General features: G+C 70.7%; 24 protein-coding genes and 1 tRNA gene. 12 read left to right on the forward strand and 13 right to left on the reverse strand.

The window, feature by feature from the left end; translation table 11 throughout:
* Positions 1-180: 180 nt before the first annotated feature.
* Positions 181-945, forward strand: a complete 765-nt coding sequence (locus ABD466_RS20285; RefSeq protein WP_344658676.1) for a VOC family protein — start codon at positions 181-183, stop codon at positions 943-945.
* Here ABD466_RS20285 and ABD466_RS20290 read toward each other — a convergent pair.
* A complete protein-coding gene (locus ABD466_RS20290) occupies positions 942-1394 on the reverse strand; it encodes a DUF6234 family protein (protein ID WP_344658677.1) in 453 nt (150 codons plus the stop codon). The two genes, ABD466_RS20285 and ABD466_RS20290, sit on opposite strands and share 4 nt — an antisense overlap.
* 93 nt (positions 1395-1487) lie before the next feature.
* Between ABD466_RS20290 and ABD466_RS20295 the strand changes: the two genes are divergently transcribed.
* The gene (locus ABD466_RS20295) at positions 1488-2252 is read left to right on the forward strand and encodes an HNH endonuclease family protein (RefSeq protein WP_344658678.1); all 765 of its coding nucleotides are present in this window, start codon (positions 1488-1490) and stop codon (positions 2250-2252) included.
* 71 nt (positions 2253-2323) lie between these two features.
* Here ABD466_RS20295 and ABD466_RS20300 read toward each other — a convergent pair whose 3' ends face one another.
* Both ABD466_RS20300 and ABD466_RS20305 read right to left on the reverse strand, forming a co-directional pair.
* Complete coding sequence (locus ABD466_RS20300) at positions 2324-3595, reverse strand: glycosyltransferase (protein WP_344658679.1); 1272 nt, start codon at positions 3593-3595, stop codon at positions 2324-2326.
* Between the two features lie 91 nt (positions 3596-3686).
* The gene (locus ABD466_RS20305) at positions 3687-4004 is read right to left on the reverse strand and encodes a hypothetical protein (RefSeq protein WP_344658680.1); all 318 of its coding nucleotides are present in this window, start codon (positions 4002-4004) and stop codon (positions 3687-3689) included.
* On the opposite strand from ABD466_RS20305, the gene ABD466_RS20310 reads away from it, so the two are divergent.
* Complete coding sequence (locus ABD466_RS20310) at positions 3996-5288, forward strand: hypothetical protein (protein ID WP_344658681.1); 1293 nt, start codon at positions 3996-3998, stop codon at positions 5286-5288. The genes ABD466_RS20305 and ABD466_RS20310 overlap by 9 nt on opposite strands.
* A 170-nt stretch (positions 5289-5458) precedes the next feature.
* Here ABD466_RS20310 and ABD466_RS20315 read toward each other — a convergent pair whose 3' ends face one another.
* Together ABD466_RS20315 and ABD466_RS20320 are read right to left on the reverse strand one after the other, a co-directional pair.
* Entirely contained in the window at positions 5459-5665 is a 207-nt protein-coding gene (locus tag ABD466_RS20315) for a hypothetical protein (RefSeq protein WP_344658682.1), read from the reverse strand.
* A gap of 322 nt (positions 5666-5987) precedes the next feature.
* On the reverse strand, positions 5988-6542 hold the full coding sequence (locus ABD466_RS20320) for an EF-hand domain-containing protein (RefSeq protein ID WP_344658683.1): 555 nt from the start codon (positions 6540-6542) through the stop codon (positions 5988-5990).
* Between the two features lie 278 nt (positions 6543-6820).
* Between ABD466_RS20320 and ABD466_RS20325 the strand changes: the two genes are divergently transcribed.
* The 5 genes from ABD466_RS20325 to ABD466_RS20345 all read left to right on the forward strand — a co-directional run bounded on the left by ABD466_RS20325 (position 6821) and on the right by ABD466_RS20345 (position 12102).
* Positions 6821-7903, forward strand: a complete 1083-nt coding sequence (locus ABD466_RS20325) for a DUF7507 domain-containing protein (protein WP_344658684.1) — start codon at positions 6821-6823, stop codon at positions 7901-7903.
* 24 nt (positions 7904-7927) lie between these two features.
* Positions 7928-8680 carry a bestrophin-like domain gene (locus tag ABD466_RS20330; RefSeq protein ID WP_344658685.1) on the forward strand — a complete coding sequence of 251 codons (753 nt, stop codon included), beginning with the start codon at positions 7928-7930 and terminating at the stop codon, positions 8678-8680.
* 125 nt (positions 8681-8805) lie between these two features.
* Positions 8806-10311 (forward strand): FAD-dependent oxidoreductase, encoded by a 1506-nt coding sequence (locus ABD466_RS20335; protein ID WP_344658686.1) that lies wholly within the window; start codon positions 8806-8808, stop codon positions 10309-10311.
* Positions 10312-10328: 17 nt separating this feature from the next.
* Positions 10329-11492, forward strand: a complete 1164-nt coding sequence (locus ABD466_RS20340) for a hypothetical protein (protein ID WP_344658687.1) — start codon at positions 10329-10331, stop codon at positions 11490-11492.
* A 4-nt stretch (positions 11493-11496) separates the two neighbouring features.
* A complete protein-coding gene (locus ABD466_RS20345) occupies positions 11497-12102 on the forward strand; it encodes a TetR/AcrR family transcriptional regulator (RefSeq protein ID WP_344658688.1) in 606 nt (201 codons plus the stop codon).
* 185 nt (positions 12103-12287) lie between these two features.
* On the opposite strand, the gene ABD466_RS20350 is transcribed toward ABD466_RS20345, so the two are convergent.
* Positions 12288-13454 carry an acyl-CoA dehydrogenase family protein gene (locus tag ABD466_RS20350; RefSeq protein ID WP_344658689.1) on the reverse strand — a complete coding sequence of 389 codons (1167 nt, stop codon included), beginning with the start codon at positions 13452-13454 and terminating at the stop codon, positions 12288-12290.
* A 155-nt stretch (positions 13455-13609) separates the two neighbouring features.
* Here ABD466_RS20350 and ABD466_RS20355 point away from each other — a divergent pair, with 155 nt between their 5' ends.
* Together ABD466_RS20355 and ABD466_RS20360 are read left to right on the forward strand one after the other, a co-directional pair.
* On the forward strand, positions 13610-14464 hold the full coding sequence (locus ABD466_RS20355; RefSeq protein ID WP_344658690.1) for a 3-hydroxybutyryl-CoA dehydrogenase: 855 nt from the start codon (positions 13610-13612) through the stop codon (positions 14462-14464).
* A 62-nt stretch (positions 14465-14526) separates the two neighbouring features.
* Positions 14527-15501 (forward strand): DUF1444 domain-containing protein, encoded by a 975-nt coding sequence (locus tag ABD466_RS20360; RefSeq protein WP_344658691.1) that lies wholly within the window; start codon positions 14527-14529, stop codon positions 15499-15501.
* On the opposite strand, the gene ABD466_RS20365 is transcribed toward ABD466_RS20360, so the two are convergent.
* On the reverse strand, positions 15464-16702 hold the full coding sequence (locus tag ABD466_RS20365; RefSeq protein WP_344658692.1) for an MFS transporter: 1239 nt from the start codon (positions 16700-16702) through the stop codon (positions 15464-15466). The two genes, ABD466_RS20360 and ABD466_RS20365, sit on opposite strands and share 38 nt — an antisense overlap.
* Before the next feature lie 211 nt (positions 16703-16913).
* On the opposite strand from ABD466_RS20365, the gene exaC reads away from it, so the two are divergent.
* Complete coding sequence (exaC, locus tag ABD466_RS20370; RefSeq protein ID WP_344658693.1) at positions 16914-18437, forward strand: acetaldehyde dehydrogenase ExaC; 1524 nt, start codon at positions 16914-16916, stop codon at positions 18435-18437.
* Entirely contained in the window at positions 18437-18826 is a 390-nt protein-coding gene (locus ABD466_RS20375; RefSeq protein ID WP_344658694.1) for a DUF779 domain-containing protein, read from the forward strand. Before exaC ends, ABD466_RS20375 begins: the two co-directional genes overlap by 1 nt.
* 84 nt (positions 18827-18910) lie before the next feature.
* On the opposite strand, the gene ABD466_RS20380 is transcribed toward ABD466_RS20375, so the two are convergent.
* The 6 genes from ABD466_RS20380 to ABD466_RS20405 form a co-directional block, all read right to left on the reverse strand.
* Positions 18911-19840 (reverse strand): S66 peptidase family protein, encoded by a 930-nt coding sequence (locus ABD466_RS20380; protein ID WP_344658695.1) that lies wholly within the window; start codon positions 19838-19840, stop codon positions 18911-18913.
* 86 nt (positions 19841-19926) lie between these two features.
* A tRNA-Ala gene (locus ABD466_RS20385) sits at positions 19927-20002 on the reverse strand.
* 37 nt (positions 20003-20039) lie between these two features.
* Positions 20040-21194, reverse strand: coding sequence for an anhydro-N-acetylmuramic acid kinase (locus ABD466_RS20390; protein WP_344658696.1), 1155 nt, complete (start codon positions 21192-21194; stop codon positions 20040-20042).
* Positions 21191-22267: an ABC transporter ATP-binding protein gene (locus ABD466_RS20395; RefSeq protein WP_344658697.1), complete on the reverse strand. Its 1077-nt coding sequence runs from the start codon at positions 22265-22267 to the stop codon at positions 21191-21193. Before ABD466_RS20395 ends, ABD466_RS20390 begins: the two co-directional genes overlap by 4 nt.
* A complete protein-coding gene (locus tag ABD466_RS20400; RefSeq protein WP_344658698.1) occupies positions 22264-23280 on the reverse strand; it encodes an ABC transporter ATP-binding protein in 1017 nt (338 codons plus the stop codon). The genes ABD466_RS20395 and ABD466_RS20400 overlap by 4 nt, the downstream gene beginning before the upstream one ends.
* Complete coding sequence (locus tag ABD466_RS20405; RefSeq protein WP_344658699.1) at positions 23277-24173, reverse strand: ABC transporter permease; 897 nt, start codon at positions 24171-24173, stop codon at positions 23277-23279. Before ABD466_RS20405 ends, ABD466_RS20400 begins: the two co-directional genes overlap by 4 nt.

Consider the following 24173-nt stretch of genomic DNA (forward strand, 5'->3'; position numbering starts at 1 on the left):
ACCCGAGACCGCTGAAGACCCGGCTTACTGTGAGCGATCAGGGCCCGTAGACACGAATCGCTTGCTCTGAACGGGGGAACCGGCGACGTCCGGCCCGGGCGCTCCGCTCGCGGTCCCGACCCGGACGTGACAGCGTGGAGGGAGGCAGCCAGCCGACGAACACCCGTGCGAGGTAGTCCCATGAAGCCGACCGAAGCGACCATCGGCACACCGTGCTGGGCCGAGCTCGGCACCGGCGACGTGCCCGGATCCGGCGCCTTCTACGCCGGCCTGTTCGGCTGGACCGTGGAGACCGACCCCCGCGAGGAGGCCGGCGGCTACACCATGTGCTCGGTGGACGGAGCCCCCGTGGCGGCGATGTCCCCGCTGTACGCGCCCGGCCAGCCGGTGGCCTGGACGGTGTCGTTCGCCGTGAGCGACGCCGACAGCACCGCGGTCCGCACCGCCGACCAGGGCGGCACCGTGATCCTGGCCCCGATGGACGTGTTCGACATAGGGCGCTTCTCGGTCCTGCAGGACCCGGCGGGCGCGGTGTTCTGCGTGTGGCAGCCGCAGACCTTCCAGGGGTTCGGCCTGTGGGACGAACCGGGCGCCGTGTGCTGGGTGGAGCTGGCCACGCGCGACGTGCCGAGCGCCAACGCGTTCTACCAGACGGTGTTCGGATGGTCGATCAGCGACGACGAGTACCCGCACCTGAGCGTCGACGACCGCCAGTTCGGCGGCGTCCAGGACCTGGACAAGAACCGGATGCCGGCCGACGTGCCGCCGCACTGGCTGTTGTACTTCAAGACGGAGGACGCCGCGGCCTCGGCGGCGAAGGCGACGGAGCTGGGCGCGGAGGTGCTGAAGGGTCCGTTCGAGCTGCCGGGGACGGGGCACTTCGTGGTGGTGCGGGATCCGCAGGGAGCGGTGTTCGCGCTGTATCAGGCCGAGGCGAAGGACTAGCGCGCGAAAGGCGCGGGCGTGCCGTCGATGGTGCAGCCGCTGCCGCTGTAGCAGCGGACGACCGGCCGTGTCGGTGTCGGTGTCGCGGGCGCGTGCGCCGGGGTGCTGGGCTGCGCTGACGAAGAGCTGCTGAAGACGCCGATCCCGAAGAACGCGACGACCACCGCCAGGACCACCTGCGACGTCCCTCCCTTCTGCCAGCGCAGGCGCAGCAGGACGGCCCCGAACAGCCCCAGCGCGCCGGCGATGATCAGCAGCGCGATCCCGTTGTGGCGTGGGACCGCGTCCGGAGGCGACTTCGCGTTCCCCCACGCGCTCAGCGACACGCGGACACTGACCCACAGCATCGCTATCGCGCACGCCGCGTCAAAGGCGAGGATCACCAGGATCCGCGTCGCGGTGTTCGGTTGAGACGCGTCGACCTCTCCCGCCTGGCCCCGTGTCGGCATGACAGCATCATCGCAGGGCCCGAACGCCAGTTCATCTTCGAGGGCGGCGGATGGCATCCTTCCCAGGAACAACCGCGCCTCCTGGAGACTGCCGTGATCCCGATACGCCGCTCGCTGCCCGCCGTCCTGATCCTCGCCCTTCCCGTCGCCCTGACACTCACCGGCTGCAAGTCGACGACGAGCAGTTCCGCCCCGGCCTCCACCGGTTCCACGGGCCCTGACACCCGTTCGGTCAACCCCCTGACCAACCAGGACGGCCTCAAACCGGGCCTGGCCCCGATCACCACCGCCGCCGACAAGAACGGCGCCCGGGACCTGATCACCAAGGTCAGCACCGGCGCCACCGGCCCCAAGACCGGCTACAGCCGCGACCTGTTCGGCGACGCCTGGACCGACACCGCCGCCGGCGCCCCCCTGTCCGGCAACGGCTGCGACACCCGCAACGACGTCCTCGCCCGCGACGGCCAGAACCTCGCCTACACCTCGGGCTCCCACTGCGTCATCTCCTCGATGACCCTCTACAACCCGTACAAGTCGGAGACCATTACCTGGACGAAGGCCAAAGCCAGCTCCGTCCAGATAGACCACGTCATCCCCCTGTCCTACGCCTGGCAGATGGGCGCCGCCCGCTGGCCCGAAGACCAGCGCAAGCAGCTCGCGAACGACCCCCTCAACCTCCTCGCCGTCGACGGCCCGGACAACGCCTCCAAGGGAGACTCCGGCCCGGCCGAGTGGCTCCCCCCGAACCAGGCCATCCGTTGCTCGTACTCGGTCCGGTTCGCCGAGGTCGCGCTGAAGTACAAGCTGGCGGTGGCGAAGGAGGACAAGGCGGCGATGTTGTCACAGTGCGCGGGGTGAGGCGGGAGGCTTTCTCACCGAGCCGAGCCACAAGCTGTCACGGTGCCCGTCGTCAGCCGCGATTGGGCGCCTCAGACCAGCAACAACCCCCCGCACCGCACCGACTCGTCCTTCACCGCGATCAGGTTCGCCGCCACATACGAGATCTGACACTCCGCATGCCACTCGCTCGGGTAGTACGTCACCAGCCGCGAGGTCTGGAACCGCGCCGTGATCTCCGGCACGTATCGCCGGTACTGCTCGTCGGTGTAGTACCAGAACGAGTTCTCGTTGTAGAACGCGACGTGCCTCGGGTCCTGGTACGCCCCGCGCCCGTCCGTGCTCGGTGTCATCGAGATCAGCATGCCGCCGGGGGCCAGCAGCCGGTGGAGCTCGTTGATCAGCGGGATCTTGTCCGCGACGTGTTCGAGGAAGTCCACGGCGCGGATGACGCCGACCGAGCCCTCCGGCAGGTCGATCTTCTCCGGCAGGGTCGCGATGATGTCCACGCCGTCGCCCGCGTACTGGTCGACGCCGAGGTAGCCCTCGGGCTTGTTGTAGGCGGCGCCGAGGTCCAGGGCGTGGAGGCCGCGGCGGGCGGACCAGGCGAGGAGGTTGGCCTCGATGTGGGTGTCGTACAGGGTGATGGTCTCGGCCTGGATGTGGGCGTTGACGTCGCTGTCGAGCTGGGTGTTGGCGCCGTGCATCCGTTGCAGGTACAGGCATTCCGGGATCAGGTGGAAGTCGCCGGCCTGGAACAGGCGGCACATGAGGTCCTGGTCGTCCAGGACGTGGCGGGAGGCGTCGTAGCCGCCGACCTGGTGGTACGCGTCCTTGCGGAAGGCGCGGACGTGGTTGGGGGCGTACCAGATGTACGACACGTTGTGCGGGGTCGGAGCCATCGAGTGGGCCTGGAGCAGCTTCCGGCCGTCCACGTCGGCCTCGCTGTACTCCCAGCCGTGGGCCTCGTTGAAGCGGCTCTCGTCGCGGCTGCCGTCCTCGAGGATCTGCGCGGTGTTGCTGTAGACCAACACGGCCTCGGGATGATCGTCGAAGGCCTCGCGCAGGCGGGCCAGACAGGTGCTCGCCAGCAGGTCGTCGTGGTCGAGCTCGACGAGGATCTCGCCGCGCGCGAGTTCGCACGCCCGCCGCTTGGCCGCCCCGACACCGCGGATGCCGTCGGCGATCTCCACCCGCACGCGGTCGTCGGGGGTCTCGGGACGCCAGCGCGCGCCGTTGTTGAGCAGGACGATCCACTCCCAGTCCGGATCGGTCTGCGCCCGCAGGGTGGCGAAGCACTCGTCGAGGAAGCGGGGCCGATGGCTGGGGGTGAACACCGTGAAGCGCGGCGTGCTGCGAGTCATGGAGGAACCTCTGCGTACGAGTGGGAACAGAAGAGCATCGTGGCCGCAGCGGTGAAGAGACCGCGGCCACGATACGGGGATCAGCGCTCGATCACGGGAAGGGAATCGTCACCCAGCCGACCGGGCATGCGACGCTGGGCGGGTTGTTCTGCTCCAGGCCGGTCGCCCCGTTGAGCGTGCAAATCAGCTGTCTGGCATTGCCAGCCGCGTCGACCACGACGAAGGTCATCGTGTCGCCGCCCTGGGCGGTGTGCACGTTCTCGGCGATGTCGGCGACACCGTTGGTCGGGAAATTGGCGAGGCCCGACAGATCCTGCGCGGCACCGGTCCCGACACCGGGGAGGGTGACGAAGGCTTTGCCCGTCGAGCCCTGCACGGTGGCCAGGATCTCCTGGTTGCCGTGGTTCACGATGTCGATGTCGTTGGAAGAGGCAGCCGCGCCCTGCGCGCCCTGGGCACCCTGCGCGCCCTGGGCACCCTGGGCACCCTGGGCACCCTGAGCGCCCTGAGCACCCTGAGCGCCCTGGGCACCCTGCGCACCCTGCGCGCCCTGGGCACCCTGCGCACCCTGCGCGCCCTGGGCACCCTGCGCACCCTGAGCACCCTGCGCACCCTGAGTACCTTGGGCGCCCTGGGCACCCTGAGCGCCCTGGGCGCCCTGAGCGCCCTGGGCACCCTGAGCGCCCTGAGCGCCCTGAGCGCCCTGGGCACCCTGAGCACCCTGAGCGCCCTGGGCACCCTGAGCGCCCTGGGCACCCTGAGCGCCCTGAGCCCCCTGGGCACCCTGAGCACCTTGGGCACCCTGAGCACCCTGAGCCCCCTGCGGGCCCTGCGGACCGCCGGCGGGGCCCTGCGGACCCTGCGGGCCCTGAGCGCCGTTCATCCCCGGAAAGCCCATCGGCCCCCGGTCGCCCTTCGGACCCTGCGGCCCGGGCTTGCCCTCGCACTTGCACTCGTGGTGGCTGTGGTGCCTCTCGTCGCAATTCTCGTGGTCGTAGCGGTGGTGCGCCGGCATCGGCTTGTGGTGCACGGGCAGCGGACGCGGAGCCGGGAGCGGCATCCCGTCGGTCTTCACGCTCTGGTGGACCGGCGCCACGTGCACCGGAATGTACTTGGGCAGCTTGTGCGGCGCGGCGAGCGCACGCACCGCGTTGTGGTGCAGCGGCTGGCCCTTCACCGGCGCGGCGGCGTGCGCCGTGGCCGAGGCGTGGTGCACGCCGACGGATGCCGAGTGCGCCGCCACCCGAGCGGTGTGGGCCGGAGCAGCGTGGACCGGAGCGGTGTGGGCCGGAGCAGCGTGGACCGGAGCAGCATGGGCCGGAGCGGTGTGGGCCGGAGCAGCGTGGGCCGGAGCAGCGTGGACCGGAGCAGCGTGGACCGGAGCAGCGTGGACCGGAGCAGCGTGGACGGCGCCCGAGGCCGCGACCACTGCGGCCGGAGCCGCGTGCGCCGGGAGGTGGAGTTCTGGCGTGAGTCCCGCGCGCGCCGGCCGAACGTGCTCGTCAAAGCTCTGTGTGAACCCCGGAGACGCGAAGACCGCCCCCGTGATCACGGCGGCGCCCGCCGCCACCGTCACGACTCCCGTGTTCCGACCGCGCCGCCCGGTGCGGGGCGAAGTGCCCTCAGCGGGCTTCCTGGGTTCTTCAAGCATTGTCCGTCGCCGCCTTTACTGCAGGAGGTGGATGAAGGGTGATTGTCAATCGCCCTAGTGACGGCACTTACCGTCGACCGATAAGTCGGGTATCCAGGGTAGTCGCTGCCCATGTCTATCCAGTCACCCAATCACCCAGTCAGCGCACTGATGAAAGGGCTATTGAATACGAATGGCGGGATAGGCCGTTAATCTGATAAACGGCAGCGCGCTCACACCGCGGGCGGCACCGCGACGTCGAGCCCTGCCAGCCGTCGCGAGTCGGCGATCACCGAGTACTCGGCGGTCCTCCCCTCCCGCACGACGAGCGTCAGCGCGAGCACCATACGGCCCCGCGGCACCACGACCAGTCCCACGCGGCCCTCGACGAGGGCGACACCCGCGGACAGCGCGTTCCGTGTGAGCAGCAGCGTCTCCACGACCGGCAGCAGCCCCGAGGCGGGCCCGGCGGCGAGCTTCTTGGCCGTGGCCGGCGTCCGCGACGGCCTACCGGCTCGGGGAGCGGGCCGAACGGATCGCGACGGTATACCGGCTCGGGACCGGCCTGCGGCGGGCACCCGGGCCGGCCCTCGGGCGGTCGGCGGCGGTCTGAGGACAGGGCCGGAGGGCAGCGGTGCGAGGCCGCGTCCCGCCGCGAATCAGGACGGGTCGACGCCGGACAACAGCCCGAAGGCTGCGTCCTACCACGAATCGGGACAGGCCGACGCCGGACAGCGGTGCGAGGCCGCGTCCTGCCGCGAATCAGGACAGGTCGACGCCGGACAGCGGCTCGACCGCGCCGAAGACCCAGGTCCCCGGCTCCCGCGGATCGTCGCCGGCCCAGAACTGGGTCCACAGGCGGCGGAACTCCGCGCGCGAGATGTGGCCGTCGCCGTCGAGGTCGAGCCGGCCGAAGACCTCGTCGGTGCCGGCCGGCCGGCCGTTCCAGGTCTCGATCATCTGCCGGTACTCGGCGCGCGAGACGCGGCCGTCGCCGTTCTCGTCGACGGCCTCGAACATCGCGTCCGCGGTGGCGTTCACCGCCTCGGCCATCCCCGGCAGCAGGTCGACGACCGCCAGCACGTCCGCGAGGACCACTCGCGCGGGATCGGCCGCGGCCGCGCTCAGCGACGTCCACCACCCCAGCATGATCTCTCGCAGGCGCGCGGCCTGCTCCGAGCCGGGCGCGACGCCGCGGATCGCCGTCCACCTCGCGGCCAGCGCCTCGAAGTCGCCGGCCACCAGGTGGCCGCGCCGGTCCGGGTCCATCGCGTCGAAGACGCCCGCGACCTTGCGCCGCTGGAATTCGCTCGCCATGACGTCATAGTCCGGCGACGCCGGGCAAAGCGGCGCCATCGGTCGGTCAAACCCCTCGATCGGATGAACTACCAGCCCGCGAAAGGCGCCTTTCATCGACGTCATTCCATTCGCCAATCTTCGCCATCCTCGGGGGCTCTGGCAGGGCCCTCAAGCCAGCGCTACGTTGCGCCTCGATGACCCTCTCGGCATATTCCGTATCGTTTTTGTGCGCGCTTCTCGCGCCTTGGTCCTTGTCGGGATCGCTGTGCCACCCTTGTCCTCCGGCGCAGCTGACCATGTCCGCGACAGTGAACACGCGCCCGGGTTCCTCCTCGCCGCCGATCCGGGCCGGTGGGCAAGTGGTCGTCGACTACCGGCTCACCAACAGCGGCGGTACGCGGCTGGTGGACGTGCGGATCGCGGAGCCTGACGCACTCGGAGGGACCGTCAGCTGTGCGGGTGGCGGGAGCTCGGTGGTGCTGCCACGCGGGACCGGCGTGGACTGCGTCGTCCGGATCACGGCATCGGCGGGAATCCATGCGGGGACGGCTGTCGCCACCGCCCGCGTGGTCCGCGACGACGAGGACGACGACAAGGGCGAGGACGGCGGCTCGAAACACGACGGCGAGCAGCAGGTCAGTGCGTCGGCGTCCGTCGGATACCAGGGGATCGCCAGTGCCGTCGACGTCGCAGACCACGTGTCCATGAGTTCTGACACGACCGGGGCTATGGTGACCCTTGCCTACGTCATCAGCAACACCGGCAAGGCCCCACTGTTCGACTTCGGCGTGACCGACGCGGTACTGCCCTCCGGCGTCACGTGCCCGAATACCGGCTCCGGACTGGCTCCCGGCGCATCGCTGACGTGCACCGGGACGGCCCACCTCGCGCCCGGCACGTATCGCAGCGCTGCGACGGCCTCCGCGGACGACCACACGGCCACCGTCGGACCGGACGGGCAGTCGGTGCCGCCACCGAGACTGACCGCGAACGCCTCGACGGACTTCACCGTCGTCGCGCTGCCGTCACCGGCACCGCCGCCGTCACCGAGTCCCCCGCCTCCACCTCCGATCCCGTCGCCTCCACCTCCGCCGCCCAGGACGCCGAGCCCACCGAGCACTCCGCCGCCGGCCTCCGTACCGCCGCCGACCGCTCCCCCGCCGCCGACACTGCCACCGACACCGACACCGACACCTTCGCCCCCGTCTCCGACGCCTCCGCCCTCACCCGCCCCGACGCCCCCACCGTCGCAGCATCCGCCGACGCAGGCGGCGGCGAAGCTCACAGCGCGTCCGGGGATCAGAACGCCCCTGTTCCTCCTCGTCATGATGATGCCGGCCGCGGGCGCCGCGGCTGTCCTGGCGGCGCGCCGCAAGTAGGCCACGACCCTCGCGGGAGCACGGATGTCCAACATAGTGAGCGGCCTGATCGTGGTCGCCTTCGCAGCCCTGGTCGGCTTTTTGGGCCTGCTCGTGAAGGTGCGCTTCTTCCCGGTCAAGGAAGAAGAGGAAAAGGAGGACGTCGCCGGGTACGTGACGATGGTGGTCGGCGTGATCTACGCGCTGATCCTGGCCCTGGCACTGGTGGCGGTGTGGGAGAACAAGGACAGCGCGGAGGGCCACGTCGCCGCGGAGTCCAGTTCGCTCCACGAGGTCTCCCAGCTCGGCACCACGATGCTCCCCACCGACCGCCAGCGGATCCAGGACGCGGCGAACGCCTACGCGCACCAGGTCGTGGACACCGAATGGCCGGAGATGCGCAAGGGCGAGGAGGTCGGCGAGGCCGGATGGGGCCTGCTGACCGACCTGCGCACCGCCGTCCTGTCGTCCGACGTCGCGACCACCGCTCGCCAGGATGTCCTCAGCGACGCCACGAACCAGCTGAGCATCCTCGCCGACGCCCGCCGCGGCCGGCTCGACGACGCGGGCAAGCGCATGCCGCCGGTGCTGTGGATCGGCCTGGTCCTCGGCGGCGTGCTGACCATCGGCCTGACCTTCGCGTACGGCATCGAACAGCGCTTCACGCACATCGGCATGGTGATGGGCATGGTGGCGCTGATCGGCTTCATGCTGATCCTGATCTACAACCTGGAGAACCCTTTCAACCACGGGCTGGGAGCCGATCCGGAGCCGTTCACGCGGTTGTTCGGCGGGTGAGGTGGTCGCACCCGCGTCCGTGACGCAGCACGGTGGCGATCGCCGCACGACCGAAGCCCCTTGACCTCTTCAGCCCTCGTTCATACATTCACTCATCATCTGTATGAATGAATGAGGGGCGACCGATGGGCAGAGGCACGGCGGTCGTGCTGGGCGGCAGCGTCGCGGGACTATGTACGGCGGGGGCTCTCGCCCGGCACTTCGAAAACGTGATCGTCCTGGAGCGAGACCGGCTGCCGCCGGATGCGGAGCATCGGCGGGGTGTGCCGCAGAGCAAGCACCCGCATTTTCTGCTGAACTCGGGGCGGCGGGCGATCGGGGAGATCTTCCCAGGGTTCGAGGATGCGCTGATCGCCGCGGGCGGGATGCTGCTGATGCCGTCGAGGGATGCGGCGTACTGCGATCAGAACGGCTGGGCGCCGCGCAAGAGCGGTTCGATGACGATGGTCTACAGCTCCCGGGTCCTGATCGAACGGGTGCTGCGCGACAAGGTCCGCGAGCTGCCGGTCATCGAGTTGCGGGAAGGCGTGACGGTCACCGGGCTCAGGTCCGCCGGTGGCGGGGCCGCGGGCGGGCGTGTCACAGGAGTCGAATACCGGACGGCGGACGGAGCCGGCACGGACATCGCGGCCGATCTGGTCGTCGACGCGCTGGGCCGCGGATCGTCGGTCGTGGACTGGCTCGGCGCCGCGGGCTGGGCCGCGCCGCCGGAGAAGACCCTCGATGCCAAAGTCACCTACACCTCGCGCTGGTACGACCTGCCGCCCGTCGCCGAGCGGCCGGCGTCGTGGTGGTGGAAGCACCTGGTCATCGCCCCGGTCCAGGACCGTGGCGGCCACCCCGAGGAGCACGAGTTCCTCAGCAACTTCTTCCCGATCGAGGGCGATCGCGCCATCGTCTGCATGGGGTCGTGGGGCATCGCCATGCCGCGCGACGTCGACGCCTTCGAGGCGGCGGCGGACCGGGTGCGGGCCACGTCCTTCGGCGCGGCGGCCAGAGCCTGCACGCCGACGTCGCCGGTCCACCTGACGCGCGCGACCGGCAACAAGTGGCGCCGCTTCGACCTGCTCGACCCGCCGCCGATCGGCCTGGTGTGCGTCGGGGACTCGATCTGCGCGTTCAATCCGTTCTACGCCCAGGGCATGAGCTCCGCCGCCCGCTCGGCGCTGATCCTCGGCGCCATGCTGGACGAGCGCGATGTCTTGGACCTGGCCTTCTTCCGGGAGTTCCTCGCCCGGCAGAAGAAGTCGCTGGCCGTGCCGTGGATGCTCGCGATGGCACGGGACCAGGAGTACGACTTCGCCACCGGGACCGAGGTCGCCCCGCGCTGGCGCCGCCGGCTGGCCGCCCGCTTCAGCTGGCCCGTCTTCAACGCCGTCAACGCCGCCAGCAGGGAGGACGCCTACGTCGAGCAGGCGTTCGCGCAGGTGTTCAACCTCGACAAGTCGCTGCGGCAGCTGATCGCCGATCCGCGCTTCTGGTACGGGATCGCCCGCTACAAGCTGCGGCAGCGGCTCGGCCGCACCGTCGTGCCCGGCGGGTTCGACCACCGGCGGGATCCGCCCGCCACCGACTACACCGGATACACCGGAGCCGCGAAGACGGCCGCGTCCGATCTCATCGGCGCCTGAGGACGGAGGCACCAGCGTTGGACCCGACCTGCGATCCGACCGCCGAGCGCATCGCCGAGGGCCTCGGCTTCTCGTGCCGGCACGCTCACCCGATAGTGACCTTCCGCGACCCGTTCAGCCTGAGCAGCGGCACCATGCCGGTCCTGGAACTGCTCATCGTGGGCGGCGCCGTATTCGCCCTCTGTCATGCATGGCGCCGATGGCGGCGCGGCGGCGACCCGGTCAGCCTCACGCTGTGGTTCGCTTCGGTCGCCTACCTGGCCGTCATCGAACCGCCGTTGTACTTCCCCGGCTGGTTCGGCCTCGACAAGCAGGTCGGTTTCATCTTCTCGCACAACGTGTTCACGGTGCAGTTCATGTACGACCGGTTGCCGCTCTACATCGTGGCCTTCTACCCCGCGCTGTCCCAGCTCGCCTACGAACTGGTCCGGACGCTGGGCGTGTTCGCACGCCGCGGCGCGTTCGCCGGAGCGCTGGCCGTCGCCTTCGTCTGCCAGGTCTTCTACGAGATCTTCGACCAGCTCGGCCCCCAACTCCGCTGGTGGGCCTGGAACCCCGACAACACCAAGGTCAACCGGCCCTCACTGGCTTCGGTGCCGATGAACAGCATGTTCTTGTTCGCCTCCGTCTCGTTCGCGGGGCTGGTCTATCTCGTCGTCCGACTCGCCGGCGCTGGAACCGGAAAAGGGGCGGAAAATCGGGCCGGTGCTCGAACCGGTCCGGGGATCGTCTGGCGATCCGTCGTCGCGGGGATCCTGGCACCGGCGGCGATGTCCATCGCGGGCGCACCCGCCGGCCTCTTCCAAGGCCATGGCCACCTTGCCGTACAGAGGACCGTCATCGGCGTCGAACTCGCCCTCGTATGGATCGTCGGCTTGGGTCTAATGGCCGACGCGTGGCGCGCGCCCCACACGGATCCGCCTCCTTCTCCGCTGTTCGCACACGCCTATCCCCCGATCTACCTGGGCGTCCTGGTGGCACTGTGGCTAATCGCGCTGCCCGCCTACTTCGCCGCCCACGACGGCGTCACCGAACAAGGAACGCCGATCGGCAGCCTGTGGTACTCCACGCTGTGCGCGGCTGCCGCCGCCGGCATCATCGTCGCCGCGTGGCGTGCGACCTCGTCACGACAAGCGCGCACGACCATGTCGGCGCCGATGAGCGACCCGGTAAAGTCCTGAAGCCATGGCACACCACGGTTGGGGCGGCCGCCCTCCGGCATCGGAGGCCGAGGCCCGGCAACGGATCATCGACGCGACCGCCCGCTGCGTCGACCGGTTCGGCGTCACCAAGACGACCCTCTCCGACGTCGCGACCGAGCTGGGTGTCACCCGCCAGACCGTCTACCGCCACTTCGCCGGGGTCGGCGACATCGTCGCCGAGGTGGCCGCCCAGGGCGCCGACGCTTTCGTGGACCGGCTCGTCGCCCACCTGCACGGCGTCACCGACCCCGCCGACGCCGTGATCGAGGGCATGGTCTTCTGCGTACGGACCATCCCGGCCGAACCCCGGGTGAGCCTGCTGCTGCAACGCGGCGACACCGACGCCTTCGGCCGGGGTGCCACCACCGGCACCACCATCGCCTACGGAGCACGGATGCTGCGGCGCTTCCCCGTCGACTGGGCCGCCGCCGGAATCACCGACGGCGACCTCCACGGGCTCGCCGAGATCATCATGCGGCTGCTCACATCCCTGCTCCAGCACCCCTCCGACCCGCCTCAGGACGACGTCCAGCTGCGGGCGCTCCTCCACCGATGGCTGGCGCCGGCTCTTCGCGGGCCGGTCGGCTGAGACCCGTCACCTGACCGGTCAGCTGCCGTCCGGCAGCGTGGTGACGGCGGCGGGCCCCAGTCTCCCCGGTCACGGCATCCGGCACCCTGGAAGCGGCTCGCAGTCACCGCGACCAGGCCGGAAGATGACGCTGGCCGCCGCACTCTCCGAGTGCGGCGGCCAGCGTCTTTCTCAGCGCGCTGATCCTAGATGCTCACGCCGCCCAGCACCTGACGCGCCATCACGATCCGCTGCACCTGGTTCGTGCCCTCGTAGATCTGCGTGATCTTCGCGTCCCGCATCATGCGCTCCAGCGGGTAGTCCTTCGTGTACCCGTACCCGCCCAGCAGCTGCACGGCGTCCGTCGTGACCTCCATCGCGACGTCGGAGGCGAAGCACTTCGCCGCGGCGCCGAAGTAGGTCAGGTCGGAGTCGCCGCGCTCGGACTTCGCGGCGGCGGTGTAGGTCAGCTGGCGGGCCGCGGTCAGCTTCATCGCCATGTCGGCGAGCATGAACTGGATGCCCTGGAAGTCGCTGATGGGCTTGCCGAACTGCTTGCGCTCCTGGATGTAGCCGGTGGCGTAGTCCAGGGCGCCCTGGGCGATGCCGAGGGCCTGGGCGGCGATGGTCACGCGGGTGTGGTCCAGGGTGCGCATCGCGGTGGCGAAGCCGGTGCCCTCCGGGCCGATCATGCGGTCGGCGGGGATGCGGACGTTGTCGAAGTAGACCTCGCGGGTCGGGGAGCCCTTGATGCCGAGCTTCTTCTCCGGGGCGCCGAAGGTGACGCCCTCGTCGGACTTCTCGACGACGAAGGCGCTGATGCCGCGGCTGCGGGCGGTGGGGTCGGTGACGGCCATCACCGTGTAGTACTCGGACACGCCCGCGTTGGTGATCCAGCGCTTGACGCCGTTGAGGACGTAGTGGTCCCCGTCACGGTCGGCGCGGGTCTTCATGCCGGCGGCGTCGGAGCCGGCGTCGGGCTCGGACAGGCAGTAGGAGAACATGCCCTCGCCCGCGGCCAGGGGCGTCAGGTACTTCTGCTTCAGCTCCTCGGAGCCGGACAGGATCACCGGCATCGAGCCCAGCTTGTTCACCGCCGGGATCAGGCTGGAGGACGCGCAGACGCGGGCCACCTCCTCGATCACGATGCAGGTCGCGAGGGCGTCCGCGCCCTGGCCGCCGTACTGCTCGGCCACGTGGACCGCCGCCAGGTCCGCCGAGACCAGGGCGTCCAGCGCCTCCTGCGGGAAGCGGCCCTGCTCGTCGACGTCGGCGGCGAAGGGGCTGATCTTCTCCTCGCACAGCGAGCGCACCGCCTCGCGCAGCAGGTCGTGCTCCTCGGAGACCTTGAACAGGTCGAAGTCGGCGGCCATGAATCGCTCCCTGTGGCGGATGTCGAGCTGTAGCGGATGTTGAGGCGGACCCGAAGGTACTGGGTACCCTCGATTATCCACACTCGGTGCCACAGATACCCTGTGGTACGCACCACAAGTGCAGCACCAGTCGCTATACCGGAACCGGAGGCATCGTGATCGAACGAGTCGGAGTGGTCGGCGTCGGCCAGATGGGGTCGGGCATCGCGGAGGTCTGTGCCCGCGGCGGCCTGGACGTCATCGTCGCCGACGAGAACGCCGAGGGCCTCAAGCGCGGCCGGGACCGGATCGCGGTGTCGCTCAAGCGCGCGGTGAAGGCCGGCAAGGTGAGCGAGGGCGACGCCGAGGCGGCGCTGGGCCGGATCCGCTTCACCGAGAACCTGCAGGAGTTCGCCGACCGGCAGCTCGCGGTCGAGGCCGTGGTCGAGGTCGAGGAGGTCAAGACCGCCGTCCTGGCCAAGCTGGACCTGATCCTGCCCGAGGACGCCATCCTGGCCTCGAACACCTCGTCCATCCCGATCATGCGCCTGGGCACCGCCACCGCCCGCCCGGCCAACGTGGTCGGTGTCCACTTCTTCAACCCGGTCCCGGTCCTGAAGCTGGTCGAGGTGATCCCCTCCCTGGCCACCAGCGAGGACACCAAGGCGCGCGCCGTGGCCTTCGTCGAGCAGCTGGGCAAGCAGGCGGTGGTGGCCCAGGACCGCGCCGGCTTCGTGGTGAACTCCCTGCTCATCCCCTACCTGCTGGCCGCGATCCGGATGGCCGAGGGCGGCTTCGCCTCCGCCGCGGACATCGACTCCGGCATGGTCCTGGGCTGCGCGCACCCGATGGGCCCGCTGGCCCTGTCCGACCTGATCGGCCTGGACACGGTGAAGCTGGCGGCCGAGGCCATGTACGAGGAGTTCAAGGAGCCGCTGTACACCCCGCCGGCGCTGCTGCTGCGGATGGTGGAGGCGGGCCGGCTGGGGCGGAAGGCCGGGCGCGGGTTCTACGAGTACCCGAGCGTCTGATCTCCTCATCGCCCGACGGCCGATGACGCCCATGGTCGGCGACCTGCGCTAGGTTGCCGACCATGGCTTCACTCTCGACAGCGAACTGGTCGGCCGTACGCCCCAGGCTGCTGCCGGTCGTCCGCCAGGCCGACTTCTCCATGGGCACGCCCTACGAGCCGCCGCCGATCCCTTTCCGGCCCTTCGCGCCGTGTCTGAGCGAGTTCGTGGTCGTCGATCTGCCGGACCGGGTCGAGTACGTCACGATCAAGCGCCTCGCCGACTGGAACGTCACCGTCGACGACGTCTTCGCCGCCGCGCGGGAGAACCTCGCCGGGCACTTCGCGAACCTGCTGGACAAGCGCAGCACCGAGGGTCCGCAGGCGATGGCGTTCGTGGGTGCGGGGCACTCCTACTTCAGCTCCCTGCCTCTGCTCGACGGCTGGCTGGCGGCGTGGAGCGCCGGCTGGGGTGGCGTCCGGCCGCTGTTCGCCATCACGGTGCAGGGCGAACTGCTCGTCGTCCCGGAGCCGGACGATCCCGGGCAGCTGCTGCCGCTGCTCGCAGGCATCGAACAGGAGTGGACCGAGGCGGCGCGCCCGGTCTCCCCCGTCCTCTACACCCTCGACGCCGACGGCGAGCCGGTCCCTTTCGACGTCCCCCCGGGCGTCCCCGCCGACCACCCGGCCCGCCATGCGATCCGCCGCTCCCGGGGCCTGCTGGCGAACACCGTCTACGACGCCCAGACGAAGCACCTGCGCGAGAACGCAGAGCTCGGCGACCCGTTCTTCGCCGCTCTGCAGCGGTTCTCCCGTCGCGGCTCCGACATCTCCTTCACCGTCGCCACCTGGGGCGAGGACGAGTGGGGCCTGCTCCCGGAAGCCGACTGGGTGGCGTTCGCCAACGATGACGGCCAGTTCTTCGTCCGCTGGGACGACGTGGCCCGCGAGTGCGGGCTCGTCCCCGAAGCCGGCTACCACCCGGCCCGCTACCACGTCGAGGCCTGGCCCGCCCCCGAGGTCATGACACGGCTGCGGGCGCTGGCTGACCAACCGTAGGCAGTGCCGGGCCGTCCGCCGTGCCCAGGCGCCGCACGGGGCCCAGGGCCAGGGGCGCGGCCATCGACACCAGGAAGATCACCCCGGCGGCGAAGGCGACGTGGCGCGCGCCGAAGGCCGAGGCCAGCGGGATCACCGACAGCTGACCGACCGGGATGGCGCAGTACGAGCCGAACTGGTCGTAGGACACGGCGCGCGACATCATCTCGTTCGGCACGTACGTGTGCAGCGACGTGTCCCAGCAGACGTCCGCGAAGCCGACGGCCAGGCCCGCGACGAACGCGGCCGCGGCGATCACCACCACGTTCGCGTCGAGCCCGAGCAGCATCAGCGGGAGCGCGGCCAGCATCATCGCCAGCTGGCCGGTGAACAGCGGCCGCCTGGGGGTGAGCCGGATCATCAGCACGCTCATGACCAGCGCGCCGGCGGCACGGCAGCTCAGGATCGCGCCCCAGCCGCCGGCGCCGAAGCCCTCCTTGGCCAGGACCGGGCCGAGCAGCTGCCAGGCGCCCATCTGGACCAGGTTCACGACGGTGAAGGCGGCGGTGACCGACCAGAGCCAGGACGTGGAGCGGAAGAAGGTCCATCCTTCGCGCAGGTCGGTGAACAGTCTGCTCGTGCTCTTCCTGCGCCGGTCCTGGACCGGGATCAGGGACAGCACGGCGGCCGCGAGGAAGAAGGAGGCGGAGTCTGCGGCGAGCGCCCAGCCGCCGCCGACGGTGGCGACCAGCACGCCGGCCACGGTCGGGCCGACGACCTTGGCCGCGTTGCCCACGCTGGCCAGCAGCGAGTTGGCTTTCTGCAGTCCTTCGGGGGCGACCAGCTGGGGCACGATCCCGCTGAGGGCGGGCCCGGTGAAGGCCCCGAGGACGCCGTTCACGAAGGCCAGCGCGATCAGGTAGCCGACCGGCTGCTTCGTGAACAGGCAGAACGCGATCGCGCCCTGCGAGAGGCCGGAGCCGAAGTGCGTGAGCCGGAGCAGCGCGGCCTGCCCGACGCGGTCGGCGACCCCGCCGCCGATCAGCAGCAGGGCGATGTTCGGCACCAGCGCGGCGGTGACGACGAAGCTCAGGTCCCGCGCGCTGCCGGTGAGCTGCAGGACGGAGAAGGCCAGCGCGACCGGGGTGACGGCGCTGCCGACAACGGAGACGGAGCGGGCGAGGAAGAAGCGTCGGAAAGGTTTCTCGTGCAGGGGATTCATGAAGCGAACCTTCGCGAAGGGCGGCAGGCACAAAGATCGCGACCTTAGCATGGGCGCCCGGGGCCGCACACGCGGTTTTGTCCGCGGGGCCTTTCTCGGTTCTCTTATACGGAGATACCCGTATTACTGCTGTGAACTGTGACAGGGGGCGGATTAGCGTCACGCGTGCCGCCGCCCAGCACGGACGGCGCCCGAGCCCGTGGAGGCCCTCATGCCCGTGTTCGCCGCGCCCGGTCAACCCGACGCGCTCATGAGCTATCAGCCCCGGTACGACCACTGGATCGGCGGGGAGTTCGTCGCCCCGGCCGGCGGACGGTATTTCGAGAACCCCACGCCGATCACCGGGCAGCCGTTCTGCGAGGTGGCCCGGGGCACCGCGGACGACGTGGAGCGGGCCCTGGACGCCGCGCACGCGGCCGCGCCGGCCTGGGGGAAGACCTCGGCGGCCGAGCGGGCCGAGATCCTGCTCCTGATGGCCGACCGGATGGCGCGGAACCTGGACAAGCTGGCGCTGGCCGAGACCTTCGAGAACGGCAAGCCGATCCGTGAGGCGCTGGCCGCCGACATCCCGCTGGCGATCGACCACCTGCGGTACTTCGCCGGGGCGATCCGGGCGCAGGAGGGCACGCTGGCGGAGATCGACGACGACACCGTGGCGTACCACTTCCACGAGCCGCTGGGCGTGGTGGCGCAGATCATCCCGTGGAACTTCCCGCTGCTGATGGCGGTCTGGAAACTGGCCCCGGCGCTGGCCGCGGGCAACGCCGTGGTGCTCAAGCCGGCCGAGCAGACCCCGGCCTCGGTGCACTACCTGATGAGCCTGGTGGCGGACCTGCTGCCGCCGGGCGTGGTGAACATCGTCAACGGCTTCGGCGTCGAGGCCGGCAAGCCGCTGGCGTCCAGCGGCCGGGTGGCGAAGGTGGCGTTCACCGGCGAGACCACCACCGGACGGCTGATCATGCAGTACGCCTCCGAGCACATCAAGCCGGTGACGCTGGAGCTCGGCGGCAAGAGCCCGAACATCTTCTTCGACGACGTCTCCCGCGACCGCGACGACTTCTACGACAAGGCGCAGGAGGGCTTCGCGATGTTCGCCCTGAACCAGGGCGAGGTGTGCACGTGCCCGAGCCGGGCGCTGATCCAGCGCGGCCACTACGGCGACTTCCTGGCCGACGCGATCGCCCGCACCGAGCGGATGAAGCAGGGCAACCCGCTGGACACCGAGACCATGGTCGGGGCGCAGGCGTCGAACGACCAGCTGGAGAAGATCCTGTCGTACCTGGAGATCGGCCAGACCGAGGGCGCGAAGATCCTGATCGGCGGCGAGCGCCTGGACCTCGGCGGCGAACTGTCCGGCGGGTACTACGTGCAGCCGACCATCTTCGAGGGCGACAACCGGATGCGGATCTTCCAGGAGGAGATCTTCGGCCCGGTGGTGGCGGTGACGCGGTTCGAGGACTACGCCGACGCCATCAGCATCGCCAACGACACCCTGTACGGGCTCGGCGCCGCGGTGTGGACCCGCGACGGCACCACCGCCTACCGGGCCGGCCGCGCGATCCAGGCCGGCCGGGTCTGGACGAACTGCTACCACCTGTACCCGGCGCACGCGGCCTTCGGCGGCTACAAGGGCTCCGGGATCGGGCGCGAGAACCACAAGATGATGCTGGAGCACTACCAGCAGACCAAGAACCTGCTGGTGAGCTACTCGGCGAAGGCGATGGGGTTCTTCTGATGGAGGCGGGCGCCGAGCCGTCCCGGGTCGCGGTCACCGACACCGCGGCCGAGCTGATGCGGAAGCTGTACGCGCGGCACGGTCCGCTGATGTTCCACCAGTCGGGCGGATGCTGCGACGGCAGCTCGCCGATGTGCTACCTGGAGGGCGAGTTCCGGGTGGGTGCCTCGGACGTGGAGCTGGCGCGGCTGGCGATCGAGGGGATCGCCGAGCCGGTGACGTTCTGGATGGGCGGTGAGCAGTTCGAGCGCTGGCGGCACACGCATCTGACGGTGGACGTGGTGCCGGGGCGCGGCGGCGGGTTCTCGCTGGAGGCGCCGGAGGGGGTCAGGTTCCTGATCCGGTCGCGGCTGCTGACGGACGTCGAGGACGCGGTGCTCAACCACTGACGCCGCTCGGTCGCGCAGGCCGGCAGCAGGGAGCGGCAGGCAGGAGCGGCGGGCGGACAGCGGCGGGCGGAGTGGGATCGCGGCCTACTCCCCCGCCGCCAACGGCGGGTCCAGGAACGTCAACGTCGCCGCGGCCGTGTCCAGCCGCGCCCGCACCCCCATCGGCAGCGACTGCATGAACACCCCGTGGCCGATGTCCGCGCCGAGCAGCACGGGCACCCCGAGGTCGCCGAGCCGGTCGGCGAGCAGTTCCTCGACGTCGGCCAGCGGACCGCACTCGTCCCACGTACCGCACAGGATGCCGCGCACACCGTCCAGGTAGCCGCTGCGGCGCAGCTGGGTCAGCACGCGGTCCAGCCGGTAGGGCTGCTCGCCGACGTCCTCCAGGAACAGGATGCCGTCGCGCGCTGGCACCGAGGTCGGCGTGCCCAGGGAGGTGGCGAGCAAGCTCGCGGTGCCGCCGACGGTGACGCCCTCGGCGACGCCGGGCACCAGCGTGCGCGTGTCCTGGAAGACCAGTTCCCGGGACTTCTCCGGAAGCATCAGCAGCCGCGCCAGTCCCTCGAACGAGGGCACGCCGGGCCGGAACATCACGCTGGACACCATCGGCCCGTACACGGACACCCAGCCGAAGCGGGTGCGCAGCGCTTCGATCAGGGCGGTGACGTCGGAGAAGCCGACCACGATCCGCAGCTGCGGGCTGCCGACGGCGTCCCAGTCGATCAGCTCCAGCACGCGCTGCACACCGTAGCCGCCACGTGCGCAGAACACGGCCGTGAAGCCGGGGTCTGCGAGTGCGCGCGTGAGATCTTCGGCGCGCGCTTTGTCGTCGGCGGCCAAGTACGGGTACGGCCCGACCGAGCGCGTGGAGGGGAACACCTCCGGCACCAGTCCGACACTGCGCAGCGCCGCCAGGCCGAGGTCGAGTTCCTGCCGCCCGGGCGCGCCGCTGAGTGCGATGACGGCGACGCGGTCGCCGGGCTTCAGAGCCGGGGGCGCAAGCAGTGATCGCATGATCCGACTCTCTCACGAGGGTGCCTCGATGATCGAGGGGCGACGGGAGAAGAAGGGAGAAGAAGGGAGGAGAAGGCGAGAGGAGGGGGCCGCAGCCGGATTCGAACCGGCGTCCTCACGCCATGCCATGGCGGCGCGACAGCCTGACTGCGCTATACGGCCCCGCCCGCGCCCGTGACGGGGACCGAGCGCGTCGATACTAGCTTTCGAACCGGACCGCGGTCGGCGCCTTTTCCACCGGCTCGGGCAACACCAGCGGACGGTCCGCCGGCGGGCTGATGCGTCCGAGGACGCGGCCGCCGCGCGCGCCGGTGCAGGCCGCGACGGTGCCCGGGAGGCCGTGCGCCGTGAACCAGCCGATCAGCGCGAAGGCGATGGCCTCCTTGGCGTCGGAGGGGACCTTGTACGCGTCCGATCGCAGCACTTCGACGCCGGGGAGACGTTTCGTGATGCGCTTCATCAACTCGGGGTTCTCGGCGCCTCCGCCGGAAACCGCCAGGGTCGCGATGTCGTGGGCGCGGACCGCGTCGACCACGGTCATCGCGGTGAGGGTGGCGAGGGTGGACATGAGGTCTTCGGGGGTGATGTCCGGGAAGGCTTCTATGAACGAGGCCAGATACGCCTCGTGGAAGAGTTCCTTGCCGGTGGTCTTCGGCGGCTGGCGCGCGTAGTAGGGCTCTGCCATGAGCGCCGCCAGCAGCCCGGGGTGCACCAGGCCGGCGGCGGCGAGGCGGCCGTCGCGGTCGTAGGGCTTCCCGGTCAACTGGCGGCAGGCGGCGTCCAGCAGGGCGTTGGCCGGGCCGACGTCGAACGCGACCGGCGGGTCGGCGACCACCGTCAGGTTCGCGATGCCGCCGAGGTTCAGGGCGCCGACCGGGCCGGGCAGGCCGCGCAGGAGGAGCAGGTCCAGCAGCGACACCAGCGGTGCGCCCTGGCCGCCCGCCGCGACGTCGGCGGCGCGGACGTCGGAGACGACCGGGACGCCCAGGCGCTCGGTGATCCACGCCGGCTGGCCGAGCTGCAGGGTGCCGTGGACGGTGCCGTCCTCGGTCCAGTGGAACAGGGTCTGCCCGTGGGAGCAGACCAGGTCCACCGGGCCGGCCTCGCGGGTGGCGCTCCACGCGGCCGCGGCGAAGGCCTGGCCGATGCCGGTGTCCAGGCGGCACACCGCGCCGAGGTCGGTGGGGTGCGGCGGCAGGGCGGCGAGGATCTCGGCGCGCAGCCGCTTCGGGTACGGCACGTGGTCGGCGTGCCGCAGCCGGCCCACCAGCACGTCGCCGTCCAGCCGGAACTCCACCAGTGCGACGTCGACGGCGTCGTGCGAGGTGCCGGAGCTCAGCCCGAGGACTCTCACGGGCCCGCGGCCCCCGCCCCCACCTCGACGCCCACCACGCGGCGGGCCGCGGGGTTCAGGCAGGCGTGCTGGTGCTCGGCCGCGCCGACGCCTTCGGCCTCGCCCGCCCCCACCCCGGCGCCGTCCCCTCCGAGCGGCACCAGAGTCGGATGCGTGGTGAAGCACTCGTCGGTGGCGAACGGGCACCGCGGCTCGAACAGGCAGCCGGGTGTGTCCGTACGCTCGTCCAGGGCGCGGGTCGGCGCGGTGCGGTCCGGCCCCGGTTCCTCCAGTCCGCGCATGATCGGCACCGCCGACAGCAGGCACTGGGTGTACGGGTGCACCGGCGACAGGATCACGTCGTCGGTGAGCCCGCGCTCCACCACCTCGCCGCGGTAGATCACGTGCAGCTCGCCGCCGTCGCCGACGTAGCGCGCCGTGGCGACGTCGTGCGTGATGAACACCAACGAGATCCCCAGGCGGGAGCGCAGGTCGCGCAGCAGTCCGAGGATGCCCAACCGCATCGAGACGTCGATCATCGACACCGCCTCGTCCGCGATCAGCACCTGCGGGTCGACGGTCAGGGCGCGGGCGATGACCACGCGCTGGCGCTGGCCGCCGGAGAGCTGGTGCGGGTACTTCGGGAGCACGGCCTCCGGTTCCAGGCCGACCAGGGTGAGCAGCTCGCAGGCGCGTTCGCGCCAGGCGCCGGGGCCCGCGCCGGTCCCTCCCTTTTCCCGTGCGCGCATGCGCAGCGGGTCGCCGAGGGTGGCCTCGATGGTGCGGGTCGGGTTCAGGGCCGAGTACGGGTCCTGGTGGATCATCTGGATCCGGCGGAAGTACTTCGCCCGCTGACGGGGCTTGAGCGCGGACAGCTCGACGCCGTCCACGACCAGCTCGCCGCCGTCGAAGGTCTCCAGGCCGGTGAGGATCTTGCCCAGGGTGGTCTTGCCGCAGCCGGACTCGCCGATGAACGACACCGCGCCGCCCTCGGGCAGGGTGAAGTCGACGCCGCGCAGGGCGTGGACGGTGCGCGTGCCGGTGAACTGGCCGTGCGTCTGGTAGGTGCGGGTGATGCCGCGCGCCTCGATCATGCCGGTTCCCCTACGGCCGCGGGTGTGCCGGGCTGGCCGGCCAGGACGGTGGACGGTTCGACGTGGCAGGCGCGGCGGCGGCCGGCCTCCCAGGCTTCCAGCGGCGGCTCGGTGTCCGCGCAGGCCGCCACGGCGAACGGGCAGCGTTCCCGGAAGACGCAGCCGACGCGGGCGACGGTGGTGAGGTCCGGCGGCCGGCCGGGCAGGGGCCGCGCGGCGTCGACGTCGCCGGTGATGCGGGCGGTCGCGCCGATCAGGGCCTTGGTGTAGGGGTGGGTGGGGCGGCGCAGCACGTCCAGCAGCGGACCGTCCTCGACGATCCGGCCGCCGTACATCACCGCGAGCCGGTCGGCGATCTCGGAGATGGCGCCGATGTCGTGGGTGATGATCAGGGTGCTGAGCTGGTTCTCGTCGTGCACCTTGCGCACGATGTCCAGCACCGAGGCCTGGGACAGCATGTCCAGCGCGGTGGTGGGCTCGTCCAGGATCAGCACCTTGGCGTTCAGCACCAGGGCGAAGACGATGCCGACCCGCTGGCGCATGCCGCCGGACAGCTCGTGCTGGTAGGAGTCCAGGACGCGGTCGCCGTCCAGGCCCATGCGGTTGGCCAGGTCCTTGGCCCGGGCGATCAGGGCCCGCAGGTCGGAGACCTCGTGCGAGCGTCCCAGGTCCAGCAGCTGCTTGCCGATGGTCTTCAGCGGGTTCAGCGAGTTCTGCGAGGCCTGGAAGACGTAGCCGAGCTCGCCGCCGCGCACCTTGCGCAGCTGTCTGCCGGTCAGCCGGACGACGTCGCCGACGCCGGCCACCTCGATGCTGCCGGCGGCGATCCGGCCGGGCGCCGGCACCGCGTTCAGCAGCGACAGCGCCAGCGTGGACTTGCCGGAGCCGGACTCGCCGACCAGGCCGGTGATCTCCCCGGCCCGCAGGTCGAGGGAGGCGCCGGCCACCGCGGGCAGCCAGCCGGCGGACGTCTGGTATTCGACCGTGAGGCCGCGTACCTGGACCTCGCTCATGCGCGCTCCCTCAGTCGCGGGTTGAACAGTTCGTCGACGGCGTCGAGGAACAGCACGATGCCGAGGGTGAGCAGCAGGATGCACACCAGCGGCGCCAGCAGGTAGACCAGCGCGTCGGGGCTGTTCATCGCGCCGCCGGAGAACACCGCCTGGTTCAGCATCACGCCCCAGTTGGTGCTGGAGAACGGCACCAGGCCGAGGAAGAACAGGCCGACCTCGGCGCCGATGAAGCCGATCACCGACAGCAACAGGTGCATGGCGACGTAGGGCGCGATGTTCGGCAGCAGTTCCTTGACGATGATGTGGCGGCTGGGCAGGCCCAGGCCGCGGGCGGCCTCCAGGAAGCCGCGCTCGCGCAGCGACAGCGCCTGCGAGCGCACGGCGCGGGCGACGCCGCCCCAGCCGGTCAGGCCCAGCACCAGGCCCATCTGCCAAGGGCTGCCGAAGCTCCACACTGTGGACAGGATGATCAGCAGCGGCAGGCCGGGAATGGTCAGGACGAAGTCGGTGACGCGCATCAGGGCGCTGTCGACGAAGCCCCGGTGGTAGCCGGCGACCAGGCCGACGGTGATGCCGAAGAAGCTGGTGAACAGCGCGGCCAGGGCGGCGGTGGACAGCACGTACCGCGCGCCGACCACCACCTCCTGGAACACGTCGGAGCCGGCGAAGTCGGTGCCCAGCCAGTGGTCGGCACTGGGCGGGGCGTAGATCGCGTTCGGGTCCACGGCCAGGGTGCCGTAGAACCAGGGGCCGCAGATGCCCATCAGGGTGAAGAACACGATGATGGCGAAGCCGACGATCCGGCTGGGCTTGCGCAGAACGGCCCGGCGGAAGGCCAGGAAGGCCGGACGGCGGTTGCGCACGGCGGTCGCCAGGGCGGCGGTGGCGGCCAT

The sequence above is a fragment of the Catenulispora subtropica genome (assembly GCF_039531675.1).
Classification (GTDB): domain Bacteria; phylum Actinomycetota; class Actinomycetes; order Streptomycetales; family Catenulisporaceae; genus Catenulispora; species Catenulispora subtropica.